The 23311-nt window shown below is 54.4% G+C and carries 18 protein-coding genes and 2 tRNA genes; 15 read left to right on the top strand and 5 right to left on the bottom strand.

What is annotated here, in order from left to right:
* The first annotated feature begins 14 nt into the window (after positions 1-14).
* From serS to AUMI_RS06675, 7 genes are all read left to right on the top strand, one after another.
* Positions 15-1286 carry a serine--tRNA ligase gene (serS, locus tag AUMI_RS06700; protein ID WP_096382737.1) on the top strand — a complete coding sequence of 424 codons (1272 nt, stop codon included), beginning with the start codon at positions 15-17 and terminating at the stop codon, positions 1284-1286.
* Entirely contained in the window at positions 1283-2101 is an 819-nt protein-coding gene (locus AUMI_RS06695) for an HAD family hydrolase (RefSeq protein WP_096382734.1), read from the top strand. Before serS ends, AUMI_RS06695 begins: the two co-directional genes overlap by 4 nt.
* A 94-nt stretch (positions 2102-2195) precedes the next feature.
* Positions 2196-2283: transfer RNA gene (locus tag AUMI_RS06690), tRNA-Ser, on the top strand.
* A gap of 25 nt (positions 2284-2308) precedes the next feature.
* A complete protein-coding gene (locus AUMI_RS06685; protein ID WP_096382733.1) occupies positions 2309-3622 on the top strand; it encodes an LCP family protein in 1314 nt (437 codons plus the stop codon).
* Between the two features lie 69 nt (positions 3623-3691).
* A tRNA-Ser gene (locus AUMI_RS06680) sits at positions 3692-3783 on the top strand.
* A 45-nt stretch (positions 3784-3828) separates the two neighbouring features.
* Positions 3829-4005, top strand: coding sequence for a hypothetical protein (locus tag AUMI_RS08190; RefSeq protein ID WP_172418280.1), 177 nt, complete (start codon positions 3829-3831; stop codon positions 4003-4005).
* A gap of 242 nt (positions 4006-4247) precedes the next feature.
* Positions 4248-6287 (top strand): DEAD/DEAH box helicase, encoded by a 2040-nt coding sequence (locus AUMI_RS06675; protein WP_096382730.1) that lies wholly within the window; start codon positions 4248-4250, stop codon positions 6285-6287.
* A gap of 59 nt (positions 6288-6346) precedes the next feature.
* On the opposite strand, the gene AUMI_RS06670 is transcribed toward AUMI_RS06675, so the two are convergent.
* Entirely contained in the window at positions 6347-7261 is a 915-nt protein-coding gene (locus AUMI_RS06670; RefSeq protein WP_096382728.1) for an EamA family transporter, read from the bottom strand.
* 166 nt (positions 7262-7427) lie between these two features.
* On the opposite strand from AUMI_RS06670, the gene AUMI_RS06665 reads away from it, so the two are divergent.
* The gene (locus AUMI_RS06665; RefSeq protein ID WP_096382726.1) at positions 7428-9476 is read left to right on the top strand and encodes an acyl-CoA dehydrogenase family protein; all 2049 of its coding nucleotides are present in this window, start codon (positions 7428-7430) and stop codon (positions 9474-9476) included.
* Positions 9477-9534: 58 nt separating this feature from the next.
* On the opposite strand, the gene AUMI_RS06660 is transcribed toward AUMI_RS06665, so the two are convergent.
* Positions 9535-11148, bottom strand: coding sequence for an MFS transporter (locus tag AUMI_RS06660; protein WP_096382724.1), 1614 nt, complete (start codon positions 11146-11148; stop codon positions 9535-9537).
* A 56-nt stretch (positions 11149-11204) separates the two neighbouring features.
* Between AUMI_RS06660 and AUMI_RS06655 the strand changes: the two genes are divergently transcribed.
* Positions 11205-12515, top strand: a complete 1311-nt coding sequence (locus AUMI_RS06655; RefSeq protein ID WP_096382721.1) for an Nramp family divalent metal transporter — start codon at positions 11205-11207, stop codon at positions 12513-12515.
* On the opposite strand, the gene AUMI_RS06650 is transcribed toward AUMI_RS06655, so the two are convergent.
* Entirely contained in the window at positions 12512-12742 is a 231-nt protein-coding gene (locus tag AUMI_RS06650; RefSeq protein ID WP_096382720.1) for a DUF5652 family protein, read from the bottom strand. The genes AUMI_RS06655 and AUMI_RS06650 overlap by 4 nt on opposite strands.
* 60 nt (positions 12743-12802) lie before the next feature.
* Between AUMI_RS06650 and AUMI_RS06645 the strand changes: the two genes are divergently transcribed.
* From AUMI_RS06645 to AUMI_RS06620, 6 genes are all read left to right on the top strand, one after another.
* Complete coding sequence (locus tag AUMI_RS06645; protein WP_096382717.1) at positions 12803-13453, top strand: Pr6Pr family membrane protein; 651 nt, start codon at positions 12803-12805, stop codon at positions 13451-13453.
* Positions 13454-13472: 19 nt separating this feature from the next.
* Positions 13473-14393 carry a polyphosphate kinase 2 gene (ppk2, locus tag AUMI_RS06640; RefSeq protein WP_096382715.1) on the top strand — a complete coding sequence of 307 codons (921 nt, stop codon included), beginning with the start codon at positions 13473-13475 and terminating at the stop codon, positions 14391-14393.
* A 2-nt stretch (positions 14394-14395) separates the two neighbouring features.
* Complete coding sequence (locus tag AUMI_RS06635) at positions 14396-15778, top strand: DUF2252 domain-containing protein (protein WP_096382712.1); 1383 nt, start codon at positions 14396-14398, stop codon at positions 15776-15778.
* Positions 15775-16506 carry a dienelactone hydrolase family protein gene (locus AUMI_RS06630; RefSeq protein ID WP_096382709.1) on the top strand — a complete coding sequence of 244 codons (732 nt, stop codon included), beginning with the start codon at positions 15775-15777 and terminating at the stop codon, positions 16504-16506. Before AUMI_RS06635 ends, AUMI_RS06630 begins: the two co-directional genes overlap by 4 nt.
* A gap of 61 nt (positions 16507-16567) precedes the next feature.
* The gene (gene metH / locus AUMI_RS06625; RefSeq protein WP_096383526.1) at positions 16568-20128 is read left to right on the top strand and encodes a methionine synthase; all 3561 of its coding nucleotides are present in this window, start codon (positions 16568-16570) and stop codon (positions 20126-20128) included.
* A gap of 112 nt (positions 20129-20240) precedes the next feature.
* Positions 20241-20726, top strand: a complete 486-nt coding sequence (locus AUMI_RS06620; RefSeq protein WP_096382707.1) for a hypothetical protein — start codon at positions 20241-20243, stop codon at positions 20724-20726.
* Here the strand turns inward: AUMI_RS06620 and AUMI_RS06615 are convergent.
* On the bottom strand, positions 20723-21454 hold the full coding sequence (locus AUMI_RS06615) for an ECF transporter S component (RefSeq protein ID WP_231951729.1): 732 nt from the start codon (positions 21452-21454) through the stop codon (positions 20723-20725). The genes AUMI_RS06620 and AUMI_RS06615 overlap by 4 nt on opposite strands.
* 32 nt (positions 21455-21486) lie before the next feature.
* Entirely contained in the window at positions 21487-23301 is a 1815-nt protein-coding gene (locus tag AUMI_RS06610; RefSeq protein ID WP_172418279.1) for an ATP-binding cassette domain-containing protein, read from the bottom strand.
* Between the last annotated feature and the right edge of the window lie 10 nt (positions 23302-23311).

Below are 23311 nucleotides of genomic sequence, written 5' to 3'. Positions count from 1 at the left end.
ACTAAACTGGGCATGTGATTGACCCAGTATTGCTTCGCGAAAACCCTGACGTTATCCGTGCCTCTCAGGTGGCCAGAGGGTCAGACCCTGGATTAGTCGACGCTGCCATCGAAGCTGATGCTGCCCGCCGTGCTGCACTTGCCTTCTTTGAAGAGCTGCGTGCAGAACAGAATGTGTTCAGCAAGAAAGTTGGTCAAGCTCAAGGTGACGAGAAGAAAGCACTCCTCGCTGAAGTTGCCGAGCTAGCTGCCAAAGTGAAGGAAGCTAACGCTGCTGCCTCAGCAGCAGATGAGGCATACACCGAAGCTGCGCGCAAGATTCAAAACCCCATCATCGAAGGCATCCCTTCTGGTGGAGAAGAAAACTTTGTCACCCTGCGTGAAGTGGGAACAATCCCCACCTTCGACTTTGAGGCCAAAGACCACCTCGAACTTGGTGAACTTCTTGGCGCTATCGACATGCCCCGTGGCACAAAAGTTTCTGGTTCACGTTTTTACTTCCTCAAAGGAATTGGAGCTCGCCTCGAGCTTGCTCTAATGAATCTCGCGCTTGATCGTGCTCTCGAAGCAGGCTTCATCCCCCTCATCACACCCACCCTCGTGCGACCTGACATCATGCAGGGCACCGGATTCTTGGGTGAGCACTCCGACGAAATCTATTACCTCCCCGCAGATGATCTCTATCTCACGGGGACAAGTGAGGTTGCGCTCGCCGGATATCACGCAGATGAAATTATTGACCTCAGCAACGGCCCACTGCGTTATGCCGGATGGTCAACCTGCTATCGCCGTGAAGCAGGATCTGGCGGTAAAGATACGCGCGGAATTATTCGAGTTCATCAGTTCAACAAACTCGAAATGTTTGTCTACACCACTCCTGAAGAGGCAGAAGCTGAGCACGACCGCCTCGTTGCATGGCAAGAAGACATGCTTAAATCCTTGGGTCTTGCCTATCGCGTCATTGATGTGGCTGCCGGAGATCTGGGCTCAAGTGCTGCACGCAAGTTTGATATCGAAGCATGGGTCCCCACTCAGGGTGCTTTCCGAGAACTCACCAGTACCTCGAACTGCACCACGTACCAGTCGCGCCGCCTTGACACCCGCTATCGCACCGACAGCGGAAAGACCGCACCGGTTGCCACACTCAATGGAACCCTTGCCACTACGCGTTGGTTGGTTGCAATTTTGGAAACCCACCAGCAAGCAGACGGTTCCGTCCTAGTTCCTGAAGCTTTGCGTCCCTATCTTGGCGGTATTTCTATTCTGACCCCATTGGATGCTCAGTGACCCAGGTTGCCCCAGAAGACCGGTGGCTGGTTGCCCTGGATGTTGACGGGACCCTGCTCACGCATCGCGGTGATGTAGCTCCCGAGGTCGTCGAGGCAGTTCGTGCCGCAGCAGCACGAGGTCACGAAGTGATGCTGGCAACGGGACGAGCACTCGTTGAAACAATTCCTGTCCTACGTCAACTCGATATTTGGCCGGAGTATGTGGTGTGTTCCAACGGAGCCATGCTGCTCAAGCGTGACCCGCTTGCCGATGACGGCTATGTCAAACATCACGTGGAAACGTTCCGTCCCGAAAATGTACTTAATCTTGTGAAGGGCCATCTGCCTGAGGGCATGTATGCCGTGGAAGACGAATTCGGCGACTACTACTTCACCGAACCAATCCCCGGCGTCGATCACAATCTGCTTGCCCACCAGGTCAAGTTCGAAGAACTTCTCAATCTCCGTGCAACACGTGTGGTCGTTGTTTCACCCGATCATGAAACAGAAGACTTCCTCCAGGTTGTTGAACGTATCGGTCTCAAGCAGGTGAGCTACTCCATCGGCTGGGCTGCCTGGCTCGATATTGCGCCCGAGGGTGTGAGCAAAGCCTCTGCCTTAGAGAAGGTTCGTGAGGCTCTCGGCTTCCCACGATCTCGACTGTTTGCTGCCGGAGATGGCAACAACGACATTCAAATGATTGAGTGGGCTGCACAGCTCGGACGCGGCGTTGCCATGGGCAATGCAGAGCCAGAAATCAAGGCTGTTGCGAACGAAGTATGCGGCCAAGTGCACGAGCTGGGATTGCTCGAAGCGCTCAATAAATTGCCCTAAATTCTGCTTTCAGGTCTTTCGCAGGATGCTCTGAGAGCCTAGAGGCTGTCATTCGGGTAGACTCATCCAGTCGAATTCTTCGTGAACTCGACAAGGAGGGCTGTCCGAGCGGCCGATGGAGCTGGTCTTGAAAACCAGTGTGCAGCAATGCATCGTGGGTTCGAATCCCACGCCCTCCGCCATATTCCGTCACTGATCGGGGAAAGCATGAGTGAGCAGAAAGCAACACGTGCGCGCCGCATTCGCAGCGCGCGTGCAGCTATTCGCCACGGCAATGTGGCACCCCGTAAGGGTGGCCGAACCCTCCTGAGCTGGATTGGTGCCGGCCTTGCCGTAGTTATGGTTGCTACCGTGTCGATTGCCGGAATTGCATTCTGGGATATCTCGCGCAGCGCAAACGCGGGTGTGGCTCTGGCAAACGATCAGCGTATTCCTGACATTGGCGCCATCGAAGGTGGTGTCAACTTCCTGCTCGTGGGTAGCGACTCTCGCGAAGGCACCGACCCAGGTGTTTTCGATGCTGACCCCGGTAGCGTTCTCAACGACGTCAACATCCTGCTTCACATCTCAGCGGACCACACCAATGCAACCGTGGTTTCCATTCCCCGTGACATGGTTGTGCACTACGCGGATTGCCCCGACGGTGGTGGCGGCTGGTCTGGTCCTATCAACGGAACCTTGAATGAGGGCGGCCTGCCCTGTGTAGTTCTCACCGTCGAAGAACTCACCGGCTTGAGCATTCCTTTTGCCGCCATGATTCAGTTCAACGGTGTGATTGAGATGGCAAATGCCATCGGTGGTGTTGAAGTTTGTGTGGCCGAGCCCATCGAGGACGAATACACCCAAACATTCCTCGATGCAGGAATGCACACCCTCTCTGGTCTCCAGGCACTGCAGTTCCTGCGCACCCGTCACGGTGTTGGTGACGGTAGTGACCTTGGCCGTATCTCCAACCAGCAGGTTTTCCTCTCCTCCTTGGTGCGCAAGCTCAAGAGTGCACAAACTCTGACCAACCCTGTTGCCCTCTTCGGTCTGGCCAAGGCAGCCATCTCGAACATGACGCTCTCTAACAGCCTCAACAACATCGACACGATGATGTCTATCGCGATGGCGTTGAAAGACATTCCATTGGAGAACGTTGTCTTCGTTCAATACCCCAGCTCCACGGGTGGAACTGGAATTTATGCGGGCAAGGTTCAACCCAACCAGGCCGAAGCAGATGCCCTCTTTGCCGCACTCCTTGCTGATCAACCCATCGCATTGAGCGGAACAACCGGTAACGGTTCAGTCGTTGACCCTGATGCGGAAGCTAAAGCTGCTGCTCAAGCGGAAGCAGAAGCAAAGGCAGCAGCTAAAGCTGCCAAGAAAGCGACAGCTACCCCCACTCCCACAGCGACTCCTGGAGCAACCGCAACGCCCACTCCAACCTCAGCTCCAGTTGCTGTGTTGCCTGAGAACGTGAACGGTCAGACAGCAAACGACTACACCTGCTCTGCTGGCCGCACCCTCGACCAGCAATAAAGCTCGATTATTCTCGGCACAACACTGCCGGTATGATTGCTCTGGTGCTTCTGCATGTCAGGAGTCCAAGGAGACGTCGCATAGTTCGGCCTAGTGCACCACCCTGCTAAGGTGGAGTCCTCGTAAGGGGACCGCGGGTTCAAATCCCGCCGTCTCCGCCAGAAAAGAAGCCCCGTAAGGGGCTTTCTTTATCGGAAAGGCGCATCGTGAAAAGACTCAGCCCGGCACTATCGGCTTTGTATCTTGTTCTCATGATCACTGTGGTCGTCAGTGTGGATACTGCTTATCTCCAACAACACCCTCAAGTGCGGCTCATCGGCAACATTCTCATTGTTGCTGTTTTCACCGCGGGTTACTTTCTGCTTGCGCGTTTCAAAAAGTAATCCCGTACTGCCAAGTCTCAACTTTTTCTTGAACCTTTGTGGTTTCTCCCGTATAGTCAAAAGGTCGGCTCTTGACACTGCATTGTGATGCAGATGGGTTTGTAAGTCAGGTGGGCCGGTTCCCCAACAATTCTGTTGGTGATAGTCACTCGAAGTGAATCGGTCCCGGCCAAAGACTGCCCGGGTTCTTATCAGCGCGTTTGTGTGCTGTTTTGCAACGAATCCAACCCAGAGAAAAAGTCATGCCTAAGAATAAGAAACCTGCCGGCGGTCGTCCGGCCAAGAATTTTGAACCACGCTACGGCGCGAAGAAGTCCGGCGGTCCTTCCGCTGGTTCTCGCAGCCCTGGACACCGCGGATACCGTCCCGAGTCCACTGAAGCACCACGTAAAAACCGCTGGAGCAATGAAGACCGTGACGCACGTCGCGGAGCACCTGCGGGCGAACGTCCCGCTTACGGTGACCGCGTACCACGTGGTGACCGTAACGAACGCCCAGCCTACAACCGCGGTGAGCGTTCTGAGCGCCCTGCCTACGGTGACCGCACCGAGCGTCCACGTTACGAGCGTTCTGAACGTGCTTCCTACGGAGATCGTGCGCCACGCTCAGATCGTCCAGCATATGGTGAGCGTTCCGAGCGCCCTTCGTTCAACCGTGGTGACCGTAATGAACGTCCGGCATACAACCGTGGAGAACGTCCCGCCTACGGAGATCGCACTGAGCGTCCCCGCTACGACCGTGATGGAGCACGCGCAGAGCGCGCTCCATATGGAGACCGCGCACCGCGGAACGACCGACCTTCCTATGGTGACCGCAACGATCGTCCCGCCTACAACCGCGGTGAGCGTTCAGAACGTCCACGCTATGAGCGTTCTGATCGTCCCTCCTACGGTGACCGTGCTCCACGTGGTGAGCGTTCCTATGGTGAGCGTAATGACCGTCCCGCACGCAACTTTGGTGGAGAGCGTCCACGTTGGAACAAGGACGAGGCACCTCGTCGTTCCGCATCCGACTTCTATCCCGCAAAGGACGAGAAGGCCCGCTTTAGCCCTGAAGAAGACGTCGTACTTGAGCGTCTCGAGGCACAAGCAACCACCGCAGCCGATGTTGACGGTGTGAGCTTCTCTGACCTTGGCTTGGGAGATAACATCTGCCGCCAGCTCACCGCCATGGGCGCAGTTGCACCATTCCCCATTCAGGCAGCAACTATTCCCGACGTGCTTTCCGGCAAGGATGTTCTTGGCCGTGGAAAGACCGGATCGGGTAAGACAATCGCCTTCGGTTCACCTGTAGTTGAACGCCTCATGGAAAACAACGGTGGCAAGGACCGTAAGCAGGGTCGACCACCACGTGCACTTATCTTGGCTCCAACCCGTGAGCTCGCAATGCAGATTGACCGCACCGTGCAGCCCATTGCTCGCTCTGTCGGTTTGTTCACCACCACCATCTTTGGCGGTGTTCCTCAGCACAAGCAGGTCATGAGCCTGCGCCGCGGTGTGGACATCATCATTGCAACCCCGGGTCGTTTGGAAGATCTCGTGGAGCAAGGTCACATTGACCTAGGCCACATCGCCATCACTGTGCTCGATGAAGCAGATCACATGTGTGATCTGGGCTTCCTCGAGCCCGTGCAGCGTATCCTCCGCGCCACCAAGGCTGATGGTCAGCGACTGCTGTTCTCGGCAACTTTGGACAAGGGTGTTGCGGCGATCGTGAACGAGTTCCTCAAGGATCCTTCCGTTCACGAGGTTGCTGGTGAAGACCAGGCTTCTTCCACCATTGATCACCGTGTTCTCGTAGTTGATCACCGCGACAAGCCTTTCGTTATTGAACAACTTGCAGCTCGTGAAGGAAAGACACTTATCTTCTCGCGCACCCGTGCATATGCTGAGCAGCTTGCTGACCAGCTCGAGGATGCAGGTATTCCGGCAACCAGCTTGCACGGTGACCTGAACCAGAACCGCCGTACTCGTAACCTTCAGTTGCTCACCAGTGGACGTGTCAACGTCCTCGTGGCAACGGATGTTGCTGCACGCGGTATCCACGTCGATGACATCGATCTGGTTATCCAGGCAGACGCACCTGATGAGTACAAGACTTACATGCACCGTGCCGGTCGCACCGGTCGTGCAGGCAAGCAGGGAACTGTGGTGACGATCATTCCTCGCACCCGTCAGCGTCGTATGAACGACCTGTTGGGCCGCGCAGAGATCGAAGCCGAAATGGTTCCAGCATCCCCTGGTGATGAACTGCTTCAGCAGCTCGCATCAGCTAACGCCTAGTTCTCACAAGACAAGTGCCGCATCCTTCGGGTGCGGCACTTGTTCGTTAACCCAGGGAGCTAGCTCAGAGCAAGAAGTGCTGCTGCCGTGAGTGCGAGAACCATGCCCACCAGCTGAAGTTTGGTGATTTTTTCCCGCAGCACCAGGGCCGCAAGGATGATGGTTCCTGCTGGATACATCGCGGTGAGCACAGACATCACACTCAAGTTTCCGGTTTGGATTCCCAGCAACAGCAGTGCATTTCCTGTGGCGTCTAAAATTCCGCAGCCGAGTGCGAGCAGGATTCCGTTGCGATAGTCGGTTGCTCCGGCGTCACCAACGACGAGGTCTGCCCGGGGTGAGCCATCTTTCCCGAAATAACCTTTTCGGTGTGCCCACCGAATAAGCGCCATGCCAAAAACCACAGAGAACATGATGGTGATGTTCACGAAACGGTTAAACACCAGCGGATAAATGCCCGCATCCGATGGTGCTTGATCCAAAACAATGAGGAATAGCCCAATCAAGATGCCGGAGATGACTGCGAAGATAATGCCGCGAGCTTTGGGTTTCACCGCTTCTTTTTCAGGGGTGAAAGCAACTAGAACGATAGCGATGGCACCAATGACAAGGGCGACATAACCAAACCACACCAGGCTTTCGCCGTTAATGAGCAGGGCCCACATCACAGGGAAGATTGCAGAGATCAATGCACCCAGAGGAGAAAGAATACTCATGGGGCCAATGGCTAGTGCTGCATAGAGCAAGAGAATGGCTACAGCCCCACACAGTCCAGAGAGCAAACCCCACACAATGGCGCCGTCACTGATTTCACCGGGGATGATGAAGGTGAATCCAATGAGGAGAAACAGGCCAATAAGTCCGGCAATGCCGGTGGCCAAAAAGGCACCCATACGCTTGGAAGCAAGGCCTCCGAGGAAGTCACCGCTACCAAAAACGAGGGCACCAGACAGGCCAAAAATCACGGTGAGCATTACTCCAGCCTAGATGTTTCCTGAGAGCCTCGGTGAGGAAACAACAAAGATAACGGGTACTGCTAGCTCAAAATTGTAGGAGCCCCACACACTGTTTGAAACTGAGTTCGTCATGCGCTCAAATAGGGCATACGTTGTAGGTATCCGCCATGAAAGGCCACACACGATGTCTATCCTCGACAAAGTTGAGACAGTAAACGACGTAGCAACAGAAAATGATGCCGCGATGATTGATCGCGCCTATTTATCTCGCTATTTGCTGGGCAAATGGGCAGATGTTCGCCTCGCTTCCCGTGCACTCGCCGGTAAGCCAGAGATGCACAACATCCCAGGCCTTGGTATGGACGAGCACCGCGCTCGCGTGCTTGGACAACTCAAACTTCTGGTGGAAAACGGACAGGTCCACCGGGCTTTCCCTGCCGCCTATGGCGGGCTCGATGATCACGGCGGAAACTTGGCAGCTTTCCAGGAGTTGGTAGCCGCTGACCCTTCTCTCCAGATTAAGTCGGGTGTGCAGTGGGGATTGTTTACTGCCGCAATTGCTCACCTGGGAACCAAAGAACACCACGATCGTTTCCTGCCCTCGGCAATGTCTTTGGAGACCCCAGGTATCTATGCCATGACCGAGACCGGGCACGGCTCCGATGTGTCCTCCATTGCCACCACCGCCACCTTCGATGAGGCAACAGGGGAATGGGTTATCAATACACCCTTCCGCGGAGCATGGAAGGACTACTTGGGTAATGCAGCACTGCACGGAAAAGCAGCAGTGGTCTTCGCTCAACTCATTACCAAGGGAGTCAACCACGGAGTCCACGGCTTCTATGTGCCTATCCGTGACGAGAACGGAAGCTTCCTTCCCGGTATCGGCGGAGAGGACGACGGATACAAGGGCGGACTGAACGGTATTGATAACGGCCGTCTGCACTTTGACCACGTCCGCATTCCACGCAACAACCTGCTGAACCGTTACGGTGACGTCGATGAAAACGGCAACTACACCTCACCAATTGCCAGCCCCGGGCGTCGTTTCTTCACCATGCTGGGAACCTTGGTTCAAGGACGTGTCTCCCTCGATGGTGCCTGCGTCAACGCTTCCAAGATTGGTCTCCAAATAGCGGTGACCTACGGCAACCAACGCCGCCAGTTCTCCAACTCCGGCCAAGAAGAAACCGTTCTCCTGGATTACCAGCGCCACCAGCGTCGTCTCATTCCGCTCCTTGCCACGACCTATGCTCAGACGTTCTCTCAAGAAGTTCTGCTGGAGAAGTTTGATGCGGTCTTCAGCGGACTAGATGATTCAGACGCGAGCCGCGAAGACTTAGAAACCATGGCTGCTGCCTTCAAGCCGCTGTCCACCTGGCACGCACTCAAGACTTTGCAGGATTGTCGTGAAGCATGTGGTGGTCAAGGGTTCCTGGCAGAAAATCGGTTGACTCTGCTGCGTGCAGACATGGATGTCTATGCCACCTTCGAAGGTGACAACAATGTTCTCCTTCAACTCGTGGCAAAGCGCCTGTTGACCGATTACAGCAGAAAGTTCAAAGATGCAGACACCGGCTCCCTTGCTCGCCTCGTAATGGAGCAAGTCACCGAACGTGCCGTGACTGGATCTGGTTTGCGCCGCCTGGGTCAAAACGTTCACGACCTTGGCTCCACTGCTCGTTCCGTGAAGGAACTTCGTGACCCAGAAACGCAACGTGATCTGCTCACCGACCGGGTAGAGACCATGATTGCGAACATCGCGCTTGAACTGCGTGATGCCAAGAAGACGGGCGAAGAAGCAGAAGCTTTCAACCGAAACCAGAGCGCCCTTATCGAAGCAGCTATTGCACACGGCCACTTGCTGCAATGGGAAGCATTCACTAATGCTCTCGACAAGATCACTGATGAGGGAACTCGCCAGGTTGTGACCTGGGTTCGTGACCTCTTCGGCCTCCACGTCATTGAACAAAACCTGTCCTGGTATTTGATCAACGGTCGTCTTTCTGCGCAGCGCGCATCGGCAGTGACCGCATATGTGGATCGTTTGATCACTCGTCTGCGCCCCCACGCACAAGACCTCGTTGATGCGTTTGGGTATGGGCAAGAGCACCTGCGTGCTGAAATTTCTTCCGGTGTCGAGCAGGAACGACAGGACGAAGCCAGAGCATATATGGCAGAACTTGTTCGTTCAGGCAAAGCACCCATTCCAGAAAAATCTTCCAGAAAGTAGCCTCCAAGCACACAGAAGCCGCCTTCCGAATTCGGAAAGCGGCTTCTGTGGTTAGTACCTAGATGACGTGGTTTTCGTCAGATTCTTTGATCTGCTCTACTTCCTCTTTGCGTGTGGAACCTAGCGACAAGGTTGCTAAGAAACCAAGGACTAAGAATCCTGCAGCGGCAAAGGCACCGTAACGTGTTCCGTCAGAAAGAGCCTGCTTGGCATTGTCTGCCACGGGCTGCGTGGTGGGATCCGCCTCGAGCTGGACAATGGCTCCACCGGCGCTATCCACAACCGCGGTAACCACTTGGGTGACCTGCTCTTCAGGCAGACCCTCAGAGGTGAGGTCATTGGTGAGCTGGATTTGCACCGAGGTAAACAAGATTGTTCCCAAGATGGCGATACCCAACGCAGAACCAAGCTGGCGCGAGGTGCTCTGAGTTCCAGAAGCCTGACCGGATTCTTGGACGGGAACATCCTTCAAGATCACGTTGGTCAGCTGAGCGGTGGCAAGACCAACACCCAAACCGTAAACGAACAACCATGGCACCACGTTGACCCACGATGCACTTGGAGAAATGGCGAAGCCGACGCCGGTCACACCCACAATTTCCAGCAGGATACCCATGCGCACCATCGTGACCGGAGAGACTCGACCGGACAGACCTCCGGCTAAACCGGAGGCGACGAACGCACCACCGGCGAGACCCAACAGAACAAAACCTGTCTGCAGTGCGTCATAGCCAATAACGAACTGCAACCACAGAGGAAGTGACAAGATGATGCCGAATTCGCCCAACGAGATCACCATGGCTGCGATGTTTCCGTTGCGGAAGGAGGCAATCGTGAACAGGTTGAAGGAGATCAGGGCGGACTTACCCTTGCGAATGCGGTTAGCGCCGTGGGTAATAAACAACGTGGACGCGAGGATGAAGATGAGGAACAGCACAGGAATGATTGAAATCTTTCCTGGCCACGTCCAGTCGCCCACAGTGAATGGCTTGTTGACTTCCCACCAGCCGTAGGTGCGGCCTTCGATGAGGGCAAACACCAGAGTCGACATTGCTATGACGGAGTAGAACGCACCCATCCAGTCGATACTGCCTGTGGCGGATTCTTCTTTGGATTCCTTAACCGTGAGCAGTGCACCAATAATGATGATGATTCCGACAGGGATATTGATACCAAAAGCCCAACGCCATGAGTAGTCAGTGGTCAACCATCCACCAAGAAGCGGCCCAACGGCCACCATTCCACCAATGGTTGAACCCCAGATAGCAAAGGCGATGCCTCGCTCTTTGCCCTGGAAAGTGGCATTGACCAACGACAGGGTGGTGGGCAGAACCATGGCGCCACCGAAACCTTGCAGCACACGAGCAGCAATGAGGATGTCGCCGCTTTGAGAGAATCCGGCAATCACCGAGGACACAACAAAGATGGCCATACCGAGAATCATCACCCGGCGGCGGCCGAAGCGGTCAGCGAGTGCACCAAACACGAGGAGTAACGCTGCAAAGACGAGAGTGTAGGACTCTTGAACCCACTGCACCTGGGTGCTGGTAATTCCTAAGTCTTCGATGATGGAGGGAATCGAAACATTGATAATGGTCGAGTCAACGATGATGAGCGAAACGGCGAGGCTAATAAATAGCAGGCCGAACCAGCGTGTGCGTGGAGAAGTCATGAATTCAATCTACTCTTCCGGCAACTGCGTAGGCTGGAGGCAAGGGAGGTGGGAGCATGGCAGAACATGACGTAGAAATCGCCGAACTTCTTGAGCCTGGGCAAAAACCAAGCCCGCACCACCCTTCACGTGAACGTGTTAAGGGAAAAGGGTATTTCCGTCGTCTCGGTCCCGGCATTGTCACCGGCGCTGCCGATGATGATCCTTCTGGAATCGGTACCTATTCTCAGGTAGGTGCAGCAACCGGGAACCGGTTGCTGTGGAGTGCCCCACTTCTGCTGCCCCTCGCTTTTGCCGTTCAAGAAGCCTGCGCACGTATTGCTCTTGTGACCGGGCACGGACTGGCCGGAGTTATCAAGAGGCGCATGCCTGCGCCCATTTTGTATCTGTGCTTGGCACTGGTTGTGGTCGCCAACACGGTCAATATTTCTGCTGATCTTGGTTCTATGGCTGCGGCACTGCAGCTTCTTGTTCCTGTTCCTCAACTTCTGGGCGTGGTGCTTTTCGCCGCGATTATTGTTATCGCTGAGGTGTTTGTTCCCTATCACCAATACGCCAAGATTCTGCGCTGGTTGTGTTTGTCGCTGTTGGCCTATGTGGCCGTGATGTTCGTTGCTCAGGTTGAGTGGTCCCAGGTCCTTCACGATCTCTTTATCCCCCAGTTCACCTGGAGTAAAGGAGACATTGCTTTGCTGATCGCTATTGCGGGAACAACCATCTCTCCCTATCTGTTCTTTTGGCAATCTGCTGAAGAGGTTGAGGAGCGTCGAAAGAGTTCTCACTATCGCGTGACATCAACACATGTTCGTGCCATGCGCGGAGACGTCTTTGCTGGAATGTTCACCGGTGTCTTCGTCATGGCAGCCATCATGATTACCGCCGCGGCCACTCTGCACAAAAACGGAATCACCGATATTCAAACTGCTGAACAAGCGGCGCAAGCCTTGACCCCCATAGCGGGAGATTTTGCGGGAGTGTTGTTCCTGTTGGGCATTGTGGGAACAGGTTTGCTTAGTGTTCCCGTCCTCGCAGGAGCAAGCTCCTATGCCATGGCTGAAACTTTTGGGTGGCGTGAGAGTTTAGAAAAGCGTCCCAGCCAAGCCAGGGCCTTTTATGGCGTGATTTTCTTTTCCATCTTGGTGGGACTTATTCTCAACCTCATCGGGCTCAACCCGATGCAGTTTCTGGTCATTGCCGCGATCACCAATGGCTTGGCTGCGCCAATCTTGATGGCGGTGATTTGGTGGCTTGCCAGCGATGAAAAACTCTTGGGCAAATGGAAGAGCCCCCTGTGGTCGCGCATACTGTTAGGTATTGCGACTATTGCGATGGCTCTACTGCCATTGCTGTGGTTGTTAGCGCCCTAAGCGGCTACTTCTTCCTGCTGCTTCTTTTTGCTGAAGACGAAGAGGTAGAGAATTTCGAGAATGCCTGCAGTGTTGAGAACAAACAGCACGGTGAACCAGGGAACAGACTTTAATGACCCTGCGCGATACAGCGCGAAGGCCTTCCAGATTGAGCTCCAGAGAACGAGGATAAGGATGAGGGCAAAGAGGCCAGGTTCTTCAACCAGGAGGCCTTGATCAGTGTACATAACACCAGTTTAGGAAACTCACCCTGTTAGTGAGCTGAAACTGTTGATAACGTCGAGCATGTGAGCACACCGTCGCGCAAAATCACTGCACTAGTCCGCTGGGGAATTTCAGCCTGGGTCTTCGCAGCAATCGCCACCCAAATTTGGTCCGAAGTGGCCAACGACGCCTTTTATCCAGAAAAGTACTTTAGTTACTTCACCATTCAATCCAGCCTGATCAACATCGTCGCGTTCGCGGTCGGTGGCTGGTTAGCGTGGACCCGGGTACAGGATACGAGACTGTTCACAATCGTTCGCGTCTCTGTCTTCTCTTATGCGATCGTCACCGGTGTGGTTTACAACCTGTTACTGCGCAACATTCCTTCCGAAGGGTATGAGCCTCCTGCGTGGTGCAACGAAAGCACACACGTGTGGGTTCCTATCGTGATTGTGCTCGAGTGGCTTTTTGCTTCAGGCCGAATCGCTCTGCGCCTCAGAGCAATGTGGTGGGCTCTGCTTTACCCGCTTGCATGGGTTGCCTTCACCGTGATTCGAGGAATGATCACCGGGTGGTGGCCTTATCCCTTCCTTGAACCTGATGGCCCTAACGGTGTTGGCGGAGTGGTGGCATACATCTTTGGTATTGCCGCGTTCATGGCATTCAATGCGTTTATCGCATTGCTCATTGCACGAGTGTGGGCACGCCTGCGCTCGCAGCCTCTGCACCCTTAGAGAGTTCTAGGCTGAAGGTATGAGTGACACGTTCGACACCGCAGAAATTCTCAAGTCCAGCTTTACGCCGGAAGATCTGCTGGATGACGATGCCCCCACCACACTGACCGAAGATGATGCTTGGCGGCAGGGTTTCCCCTACGACACCAAGATGACTAGGAAAGAGTATGAGCACCGCAAGCATGTCTTGCAGGTGGAACTGCTCAAACTGCAGGTGTGGATTAAAGAAACAGGTCAACGCGTCATCATCTTGTTTGAAGGCCGTGATGCTGCGGGTAAGGGTGGAACCATCAAACGCTTCATGGAGCACCTCAACCCTCGTGGTGCACGAGTGGTTGCTCTCGAAAAACCAACAGAGCGTGAACGCACCCAGTGGTATTTCCAACGCTACGTCGAACATCTCCCAGCCGCGGGAGAACTCGTCATGTTTGACCGCTCTTGGTACAACCGCGCAGGGGTGGAACGTGTAATGGGATATTGCACGGAAGCGGAGTATGAAGAATTTATTCGCTCTGCTCCAGAGTTCGAACGCATGCTCGCAAAGTCTGGAGTCAAGATTTTCAAATTCTGGTTCTCTGTGGGGGAAGCGGAGCAGCGTCGACGCTTCCTCGAACGTCGTACAGACCCCGTTAAACGCTGGAAGCTTTCCCCCACTGATTTAGCATCACTGGATAAATGGGATGCCTATACCGAAGCCAAAGAGGCAATGTTTAGAGCCACCAGCACCGATGTGGCGCCGTGGACAGTCGTGAAATCGAACGATAAGAAACGTGCACGCCTCGAAGCGATGAAGTGGGTACTGAATGCCTTCAACTACGAGGGCAAGGATTCCAGTGTGATTGGCCTGAACGATTCACTGATCATAGGTAGCCCTGCTGAGGTCTACGACCAGGGTGAATCTCCCACCACCGCCATTCCTGTTGTCACGAAGTTGAGGTAGACATGTCAGTGAACTATGGCGCCCAAGCATCTATCGATTTCTTTTCACGGCCTAGGCCTACTCGTGAACAACGCAGAATTCTTGGGGAGCATCGCCGTGAACAAGTTCCGTTGGAAAGCCATGCGGGTCTTCCAGCACCCCACGAACGTGAAGAGGCGCTGGGTATTCTGCGCGGACAAGAAGCAGACCGCGAACAGTCTTTAGTGCCGCTGAGATACGAACGAATGTCTCAGAACCCTTTTGCCTATCTGCGCGGGGCGGCTGCTGTCATGGCCCACGATCTTTCCCTGCAACCCAACAGTGGTATTGAAGTGCAGCTGTGCGGGGATGCCCACCTGGCAAACTTTGGCATGTTTGCCTCACAAGAGCGCAGCCTGGTTTTTGACCTCAATGATTTTGATGAAACTGCTCCGGGACCTTTTGAGTGGGATGTGAAGCGATTGGCTGCCAGCTTTGCGCTGGCTGCTCGCAACAACGGTCTCAGTAGGGACGAACAGTTCACTGCGTGTCAGATATCTGCTCAGTCATACCGCGAATGGATGTCTGCCTTCAGTGAGCGCAAAACCTTAGATTTATGGTTTGCCAAAGTGGACGTCAAGTGGATGATGTCGCAGATGAAAAACTCGGACATTCGTTCCATGTTTGAAAAGGCAAGCAACAAAGCCAAGAAGAAAACCGTTGATTCTGCCGTGAACAAACTCACCGAGGTTGTCGATGGACAGCGACGCTTCCGCGCCGATCCACCCCTGCTGACTCCTATTGATGACGCGGCCGTAGGCACTGTTGTTGAAGCACTCGCACCGGTCTTCACCGACTACATCAAAACGCTGCAACCTGACCGTGCAATCTTGCTCTCTCGCTACTCGTTCAAACACCTCGCTTTCAAAGTAGTTGGAGTGGGGTCCGTGGGTACTCGGGCATATGTCATGTTGCTTGAGTCTGGTGATGGTGAACCCCTGATTCTGCAGGCAAAGCAAGCCAGCGCCTCAGTACTTGAGCCCTATGTGGGAGAGAGTGTTTTCTCCAACTCGGGTGAAAGAGTTGTTGTGGGAACCCGTCTCATGCAGGCAACCGGCGACCCCTTCTTGGGTTGGTGCCATGGTGGAGCGACTACCCCACATGATTTTTATTTCCGTCAACTGTGGGACATGAAGGGATCCATCGACGTAGCCAAGCTTGATGTCGAAGGCATTAATTCTTATGCCCGTATCTGCGGAGCAGTGTTAGCGAGGGCACATGCTCGCGCTGGCGATGCCTCCTTCATCACCGGATACTTGGGAACCTCGAAGGCCTTTGATAAAGCCATCGCGGAATATGCGCTGGGTTATGCCGATATTTCTGAGCATGATCATCAACAACTCATCACTGCTCTGGCCACTTCATGACGTCCGCGGAACCGATTCTTTCGGATATCACCATCCCTCTTGAGTCTGGTGAACACATCCCGGGCAGGCTCGCTGTACCTCAAGGGAAGGGTCCCTTCCCTGCAGTGGTGATTGTGCACGAGGTGTTCGGGATTGATGAATCCATGACTTCCCACATCTCCCGGATGGCCAGTGCGGGATACCTGGTTCTCATGCCTGATCTCTATAGTCGCGGTGGCATGCGGAAATGTTTGAAAGCCACCTTCCGCGCACTCGTGGATGGAACAGGTCAGGCATATCAGGATATTGAAGCTGCAAAAAACTATCTGCTGTCCAGACCTGATTGCACCGGCAAGATTGGCGTGATGGGCTTTTGCATGGGCGGTGGTTTCGCCTTGCAGCTGGTGAACAAAGGCTATGACGCTGCTGCAGTGAATTACGGCCAAGCGGCGAAGGATCTCGATACACAACTACAGGGATCTTGTCCGATTGTGGCCAGTTTCGGAGGGAAAGATCTTTCCCTCAAAGGTGCAGGACCCAAGTTGGAAGCAGCTTTGACCAAGGCAGGTATCCCGCACGACGTGAAGGTTTATCCCGAAGCTTCACACGCATTTATGAACCCCACACAAGCTGGCCCGAAAGCTCTGCGTCCCCTTATGAATACTGTCGTTGGATTCAAGCCACGTCCGGAGGAAGCAGCCGATGCCTGGCAGCGCATCGAGCGCTTCTTTGGCGAACATCTTGGCTAATGCGCGCCATTAAGCTTGGAGAGTGACTACACCTCAGCTTCCTGCTCGTTCCAAGGCGCTCATGGATGCGCTGTCCGAGCGCGTCGTCATCGCTGACGGCGCCATGGGAACCATGCTGCAAGATCACAACCCCAGCCTGGATGATTTTCAACAGTTGGAGGGGTGTAACGAGATTCTCAATGTGAGCCGCCCCGATATTGTCACCGCGGTTCATGATGCCTACTTCAAAACTGGCATTGACTGTGTTGAAACCAACACCTTTGGCGCTAACTGGTCCAACCTGGGTGACTATGGCATTGAAGATCGCATAACGGAGCTGGCTCAAGCAGGAGCAGAAATTGCTCGAGCAAGTGCTGAAAAGTTTGAAGCCGCTGATGGCCGGATGCGGTGGGTGCTGGGATCGATGGGCCCGGGAACAAAACTTCCCAGCCTGGGTCACACCACCTATGCACACCTGAAGGCAACATTCGCTGAACAAGCTGTGGGGCTAATTCGCGGCGGAGCAGATGCTTTCCTGGTTGAAACCTCGCAGGATCTGCTCCAAACCAAAGCAGCCGTGAACGGCTGCAAGCAAGCCATCGAGGAAGAGGGAATCAAGCTCCCTATCTTTGTTGAGGTCACCGTGGAGACCACCGGAACCATGTTGATGGGTTCCGAGATTGGTGCAGCACTGACTGCCCTCGAGCCGTTAGGCATCGACATGATTGGGTTGAACTGCGCTACCGGTCCTGCCGAAATGAGCGAGCACCTTCGCCAACTTTCCAAGAACTCCACCGTTCCCGTCATGGTGATGCCCAACGCAGGTTTGCCTGAGCTCACCGCAGACGGCGCTCGTTATCCACTTGGGCCAGAAGAGTTGGCAACCGCTCACGAACAGTTTGTGAAAGAGTTTGGTCTTGCTTTGGTTGGTGGCTGCTGCGGCACAACACCTGCCCACCTCAAGGCTGTGGTTGACCGTGTTGGCGGAATGAAACTCACCCCGCGCAACCCCCAGCATGAAGCCGGTGTTGCCAGCCTCTACCAGCACGTTCCTTTTGACCAGGACAACACCTTCCTCGCTATTGGTGAACGTACAAACGCCAACGGTTCAAAAGCCTTCCGTGAAGCGATGCTCGAGAGCCGCTGGGATGACTGTGTTGAGATTGCACGCAAGCAAGTTCGTGACGGTGCTCACCTGCTCGATGTCTGCGTGGACTATGTCGGTCGTGATGGCACCGATGACGCCCGCGAAATCGTGTCACGATTCGCGAGTGCGTCCACGCTGCCATTGGTCATCGACTCCACAGAACCTGCCGTGCTGCAAGCGGGCATGGAATTGATTGGTGGCCGTCCGGTTGTGAACTCGGTCAACTTCGAAGATGGCGATGGCCCAGATTCTCGTTTTGGCAGAATTATGCCGCTGGTCAAAGAGCATGGCGCAGCTGTAATCGCTCTGACGATCGACGAAGAAGGTCAGGCGCGCACCACTGAAGACAAGGTGCGCATTGCCAGTCGTTTGATTGACACCCTCGTCAACGACTGGGACATGCGTGTGGATGACATCATCGTTGATGCTCTCACGTTTCCCATTGCCACCGGTCAGGAAGAAACGCGTCGCGACGCGATTGAAACCATTGAAGCTATTCGCCAGATCAATGCGAAATACCCCGGAATCCACACCACACTGGGTGTCTCCAATGTGTCCTTCGGTTTGAACCCCGCCTCGCGTGCTGTGCTGAACTCGGTTTTCATCCACGAAGCTGTGGAGGCCGGACTAGATTCAGCAATCGTGGATGCTGCCAAGATTGTTCCCCTGGCCTCCATCCCAGAACAGCAGCGCAAAGTTGCTTTGGATTTGGTGTGGGACCGTCGCGAATACGATGCTGAGGGCAACCTCACCTATGACCCCCTCGCGACCATGCTGGATCTCTTTGATGGTGTTGACTCGTCAAGCTTGAAGGATGCGCGAGCTGCAGAACTTGCTGCTCTTCCCGTGGGAGAGCGCCTCGAGCGCCGCATTATTGACGGCGAATCCAAAGGCCTCGAGGAGGACCTCGACCTCGCCCGCGCTGAAGGCACATCAGCACTCGACATCATTAACAATCACTTGCTGGCAGGCATGAAGGTGGTTGGCGAGCGTTTCGGCAGTGGTGAAATGCAGCTTCCTTTCGTGCTGCAGTCTGCTGAGGTCATGAAGACCGCCGTGGCGTTGCTTGAACCTCACATGGAAAAAAGTGATGAAGCCGGTAAGGGAACCATTGTCCTGGCCACCGTCCGTGGTGACGTTCACGACATTGGTAAGAACCTGGTGGACATCATCCTCACCAACAACGGCTATGACGTCATCAATATCGGCATCAAGAAAACCATCAACGAAATCATTCAGGCTGCGGAAGAAAACAATGCTGATGTGATCGGTATGAGTGGTTTGCTGGTCAAGAGCACCGTGGTGATGAAAGAAAACCTCGAAGAGCTCACTAGTAGAGGGCTAGGCACCAAGTGGCCTGTCATTCTCGGTGGGGCCGCCTTGACCAGAACCTTCGTGGAAGATGATTTGGCCTCCATGTTTGATGGCACCGTGCGATACGCACGCGATGCCTTCGAAGGCTTAGCCCTGATGGAACCACTGGTTGCGATCAGTCGTGGTGCAGATCCTGAGAGCGTCGGTTTGCCCCAGCTGAAGAAGCGTATTCACAAGCAAAGCCTGCTTGAAGTAACCGAACCCGAGAACATGCCCACACGTTCGGATGTTGCGCTGGATAACCCCGTCCCCACGCCCCCGTTCTGGGGAACGCGCATCGTCAAGGGTATTGCCCTCGCTGATTACGCGGCTTTCCTTGATGAACGTGCCACGTTCATGGGGCAGTGGGGTCTCAAACCCAGCCGCGCTGATGACGGGGCAAGTTATGAAGAGCTGGTAGAGACCGAAGGTCGGCCACGGCTTCGTTATTGGCTTGATCGCATCCTTGCCGAGGGCATGATGGATGCCTCGGTTGTCTATGGCTACTTCCCAGCAGTCTCAGAAGGGGATGATCTCGTCATCCTGAACCACGGCGATGATCCTCAAGGAATTCTGGGTCAACCAGGACTTTTAGCCCCCGATGGCGGCTCAGCACAGCTTCCAAGCGGGGGAGCCATCGGCTCCGACCGCCTGCGATTTACCTTCCCACGCCAACGCCGTGATCGTCACTTGTGCCTGTCTGACTTCGTCAAGTCTCGAGAAAGCGGCCAAGTAGACGTGGTGGGCTTCCAGTTGGTCACCGTTGGTGCAACAGTTGACCAGTTCACCGCCAAAATGTTCGCAGAGAACGCTTACCGCGACTACATGGAGCTCAACGGTTTAGCAATGCAGCTCACGGAGTCTTTGGCTGAGTTCTGGCACTCCAGAATGCGTGAAGAACTGGGCTTCAAAGCTGAAGATCCTGATGATCTCGCCGGAATGTTCAAGTTGAACTACCGCGGTGCTCGTTTCTCCCTGGGGTACCCCGCGTGCCCTGACATGGAGGACCGCCGCAAGGTTGTTGAACTCCTGCGTCCAGAACGTGTCGGCGTTGAACTGTCTGAGGAACTTCAATTACACCCAGAGCAGTCCACTGACGCTTTTGTATTCCACCACCCTGAGGCAAAGTACTTCTCGGTCTAACTGAGGGTCCTCGTAAGCGTCAATTGATGCTCATAGCCTGTAAATTCGCATAATTCAAAATATGTACATAATAAATACACAAAATTATGTACAAATTTAGTAATATTGGAACGTGTGGTACTCAAACCCGGATGTCATCGTCAGCGTTGCCGATGCCAGGGAGAATCTTTCGAAGATTTTGAAGACTTTTCGGGCAGACCCGAATGCACTTCCCGTGGTGATGGGTGCACATCGTAAACCTGAGGCGGTCATTGTTCCCTATAAGGAATACATGGCCGGCCGCAAGGTTCTTCTGGGTGGATCGGGAAACGTGAGCATGGAAGCACTCGGTGAAATGAGTGATGTTCTCCACAAACTGGCGGCCATGAACAACATTGATGAGTTGGCTATCTTTGGGCCTGCGCTGACAGATTCACTCAGAGAAGACGATCCCCTCGACATGCTGGTGGGACCAAGCGCTCAGGCGACCTATTTTGACCTGGTGCAGTTTGCCACCGAGATGGAGCTGGTACTGCGCAGGTTTGTCAATGTGGTCAACCGTGACGGATTACACCCCATCTCGGATGCACACATCCTCGATGAGGCTGTGTATATCTAGAGTTTTGCTCGGCGCAGTGCTTTCAATGCTGGTGCACCAATAAGTGCAAGACCGACTGCCGTGGTGATGGCACGCACGGTGTCCCAGGTGAGAGTCGACGTCAGAAGCGTATAGACCGCAAAGTGGCTGAGGTTCTCAAACAGGCTGCCACCAGGAACGTAACTGATGTCCGTTTCTGGCCCCACTCCAAACGGCCAGAACCAGAGGTTCATTATTGCGCCAAAAAGATAGGAGGCACAGACGCCATATACCGCCAGCATCACAATTTCTTTGCGACGCGATGATTTATCTGTTGGTGGGGTGTTGCGCCCAGGCAACAATCCAGCACCTGCCCCCACCCAGCCGGCGGCAAACATTTGGAAAGCAGTCCAGGGACCCAACCCGCCCCACAGCGCAGAAGACAACGCAATGGTGAGCATGCCGAGCAGGAAACCAAATCGTGCACCAAAAGCACGTCCGCCCAGAATCAACACAATAAAGACGGCTTCAAAGCCGCCCACCCCTGTGCTGGCAATGCGCACGGCTGTGCCCACGGCAGTGAGCAAACCAAGGAGGGCAAGAGTTTTGGAACTGGTGATGCTGCCATCAAGAATCAGCGACATCACTACAACCAGCAGCGGAACAACAGCAAAGACAACGAAAGGAACGGCAGCTTGAGCCTGGGTGGGAAGTGCAGAAGTGAACAATGGCCAGGCAAAAGCAGCAAGTGCCATGAGCGAGGCAGCCACTACAAGGCTCGTTCTCAGTGAACTTAGTCGCGTCAGCATGCGTTTACCTGCTCGGGGTGGATGAGTGTTCCTTCTGCCACGGTGAAGATTCGCGCATTGAGACTGCGTACAAATTCAACATCGTGGGTTGCAAACACCACAACTGTTCCAGTTTCGGCAACACAGCGCAGAACCTCTGCCATGGCAGAGCGTGAGTGAGGATCTAAACCTCGAGTGGGTTCATCAATTGTGATGACACCTGGTTTCCAACTGAGTTGAAGAGCAATAGCCAGAGCGCGCTGAGTTCCAGCGGAGAGGTCACGAGGATGAGTTCTCAACAACTTCGAAGATAAAACATCACGAGATAGCAGAGATCGGAAGGTGAGCTCGGTCAACCCCGTGTCGGCAGGAACACCAGCAATCTTGTCGGCATACTCGAGCTCCTCCGCCAAGCTTTCGCTCATGAACAGCCAGGAGGCCTGTTCGGGAACACTAGCTACGAGTCTGACCTTCTGTGTTGCAGGAAGGGTCGAAAGGTCTGTTCCCAACACCTCCACCACTCCAGCAGACCGCGTGCTGCTTAGAGCATTAAGAAGAGATGTTTTTCCCACCCCGTTTGCGCCAGTGAGCGCAATGATGTCTCCTGTGCGTGCAGTGAAGGAGACGTCACTTAAGACCTTCTTTTTACCGTGAGCAACTCCTAAGCCGGTGACAGCAAGGACCAAATCAGAACTGGTCAAGGGCAGAGCACGAGCAGGAAACATTGATGCAGGAACAAACTGTCCTTCAGATACCGCTCCAGCTTCAAGCACGAGCCAGCGAGGATCAAGTGCTTGCAACGCTGCTGTGTGGTGTTCAGATAGCACGATGGTCATGCCTGAGGTACGCAGACGATCCAGAATCTCAATGAGCTCTGACACTGACGCAGAATCAAGATCTGCCAGTGGCTCATCGAGTATAAGAATTTGTGGTGATGCCGCCAGTGCACTCGCGAGAGCTACGCGAGTTGCCTGACCAGCTGAGAGCAGATCCACGGGCACATCTGCATAGTCACGGAGACCATACTCACTCAGGAGCTCGTCAACTCGGGAAAGAAGGAGCTCCTTGGTTTCACCGTGTAGACGAAGAGTAAACTCCAGTTCTTCACGTGCGGTGGATGCAGTGAAACTCAGGCGAACATTTTGGGGAACGAAACCGATTAAGGCTGCGGTGTCGCGCGGTGGAACACGGATGCGGTCAATGGTGCCCAGAGTGAGAGTACCGGTGGCAATACCCGCATGGAAATGCTGGCTGAGGCCAGCGATGCTTTCCAAAAGGGATGTCTTTCCAGAGCCTGTTGCACCGGTCAGCACGGACACAGTGCCTGGGGCAAATGAAACGGAAACGTTGTTCAGTACGGTGTGATCACCGAAACTCAGTGAGTACTTTTCCAACGTGATGGGACTGGGGTTTGCCTCACGAAGTTGCCCCCTCGAGCCAAAACCTGCAAGCTCCATTGCGGCAGCGAGGGCAACGGACTTTTCAACGGTGTGCTCGAGAACGGGAACGACCACGGCAAAACGAGAGGTGATTCCACGCAGGGTTCGATACGTGTTGATCTTCTTCACTTGAGCAAGCAACGTGGGGAAGCTTGCCAACGCAATCGTCAGCGCTGTTCCGACAGAACGCGAATACTTCAATCCAGAAAGTGAGACCAACAGCTTCCTGAAGTCAATGAGAGAACTGAATAAACCACAGGCCACGATGATGGCCACAAAAGGGAGAGCAAGCAGTGCTGCTTGCCCAACAGCTATCCAACTGAAGGAACCAAAAAGAAGGCGATAGAAAATACGAAGCGCAATGAAGATGGCGGCAAACGACAGACTCACCCACAAGGGC

The sequence above is a fragment of the Aurantimicrobium minutum genome (assembly GCF_002355535.1).
GTDB lineage: Bacteria > Actinomycetota > Actinomycetes > Actinomycetales > Microbacteriaceae > Aurantimicrobium > Aurantimicrobium minutum.
The sequence above is the reverse complement of the archived record's forward strand: the minus strand, read 5'-3'. Positions and strand labels throughout refer to the sequence as shown.

What these genes read in the sequence shown, in the direction of transcription:
- AUMI_RS06655 (WP_096382721.1), top strand. Translation starts at nt 11,205, where the DNA reads ATGGCAGAACATGACGTAGAAATCGCCGAACTTCTTGAGCCTGGGCAA.
- AUMI_RS06685 (WP_096382733.1), top strand. Translation starts at nt 2,309, where the DNA reads ATGAGTGAGCAGAAAGCAACACGTGCGCGCCGCATTCGCAGCGCGCGT.
- AUMI_RS06675 (WP_096382730.1), top strand. Translation starts at nt 4,248, where the DNA reads ATGCCTAAGAATAAGAAACCTGCCGGCGGTCGTCCGGCCAAGAATTTT.
- AUMI_RS06650 (WP_096382720.1), bottom strand. Translation starts at nt 12,742, where the DNA reads ATGTACACTGATCAAGGCCTCCTGGTTGAAGAACCTGGCCTCTTTGCC.
- AUMI_RS06630 (WP_096382709.1), top strand. Translation starts at nt 15,775, where the DNA reads ATGACGTCCGCGGAACCGATTCTTTCGGATATCACCATCCCTCTTGAG.
- AUMI_RS06635 (WP_096382712.1), top strand. Translation starts at nt 14,396, where the DNA reads ATGTCAGTGAACTATGGCGCCCAAGCATCTATCGATTTCTTTTCACGG.
- AUMI_RS06670 (WP_096382728.1), bottom strand. Translation starts at nt 7,261, where the DNA reads ATGCTCACCGTGATTTTTGGCCTGTCTGGTGCCCTCGTTTTTGGTAGC.
- AUMI_RS06665 (WP_096382726.1), top strand. Translation starts at nt 7,428, where the DNA reads ATGTCTATCCTCGACAAAGTTGAGACAGTAAACGACGTAGCAACAGAA.
- metH (WP_096383526.1), top strand. Translation starts at nt 16,568, where the DNA reads ATGGATGCGCTGTCCGAGCGCGTCGTCATCGCTGACGGCGCCATGGGA.
- AUMI_RS06660 (WP_096382724.1), bottom strand. Translation starts at nt 11,148, where the DNA reads ATGACTTCTCCACGCACACGCTGGTTCGGCCTGCTATTTATTAGCCTC.
- ppk2 (WP_096382715.1), top strand. Translation starts at nt 13,473, where the DNA reads ATGAGTGACACGTTCGACACCGCAGAAATTCTCAAGTCCAGCTTTACG.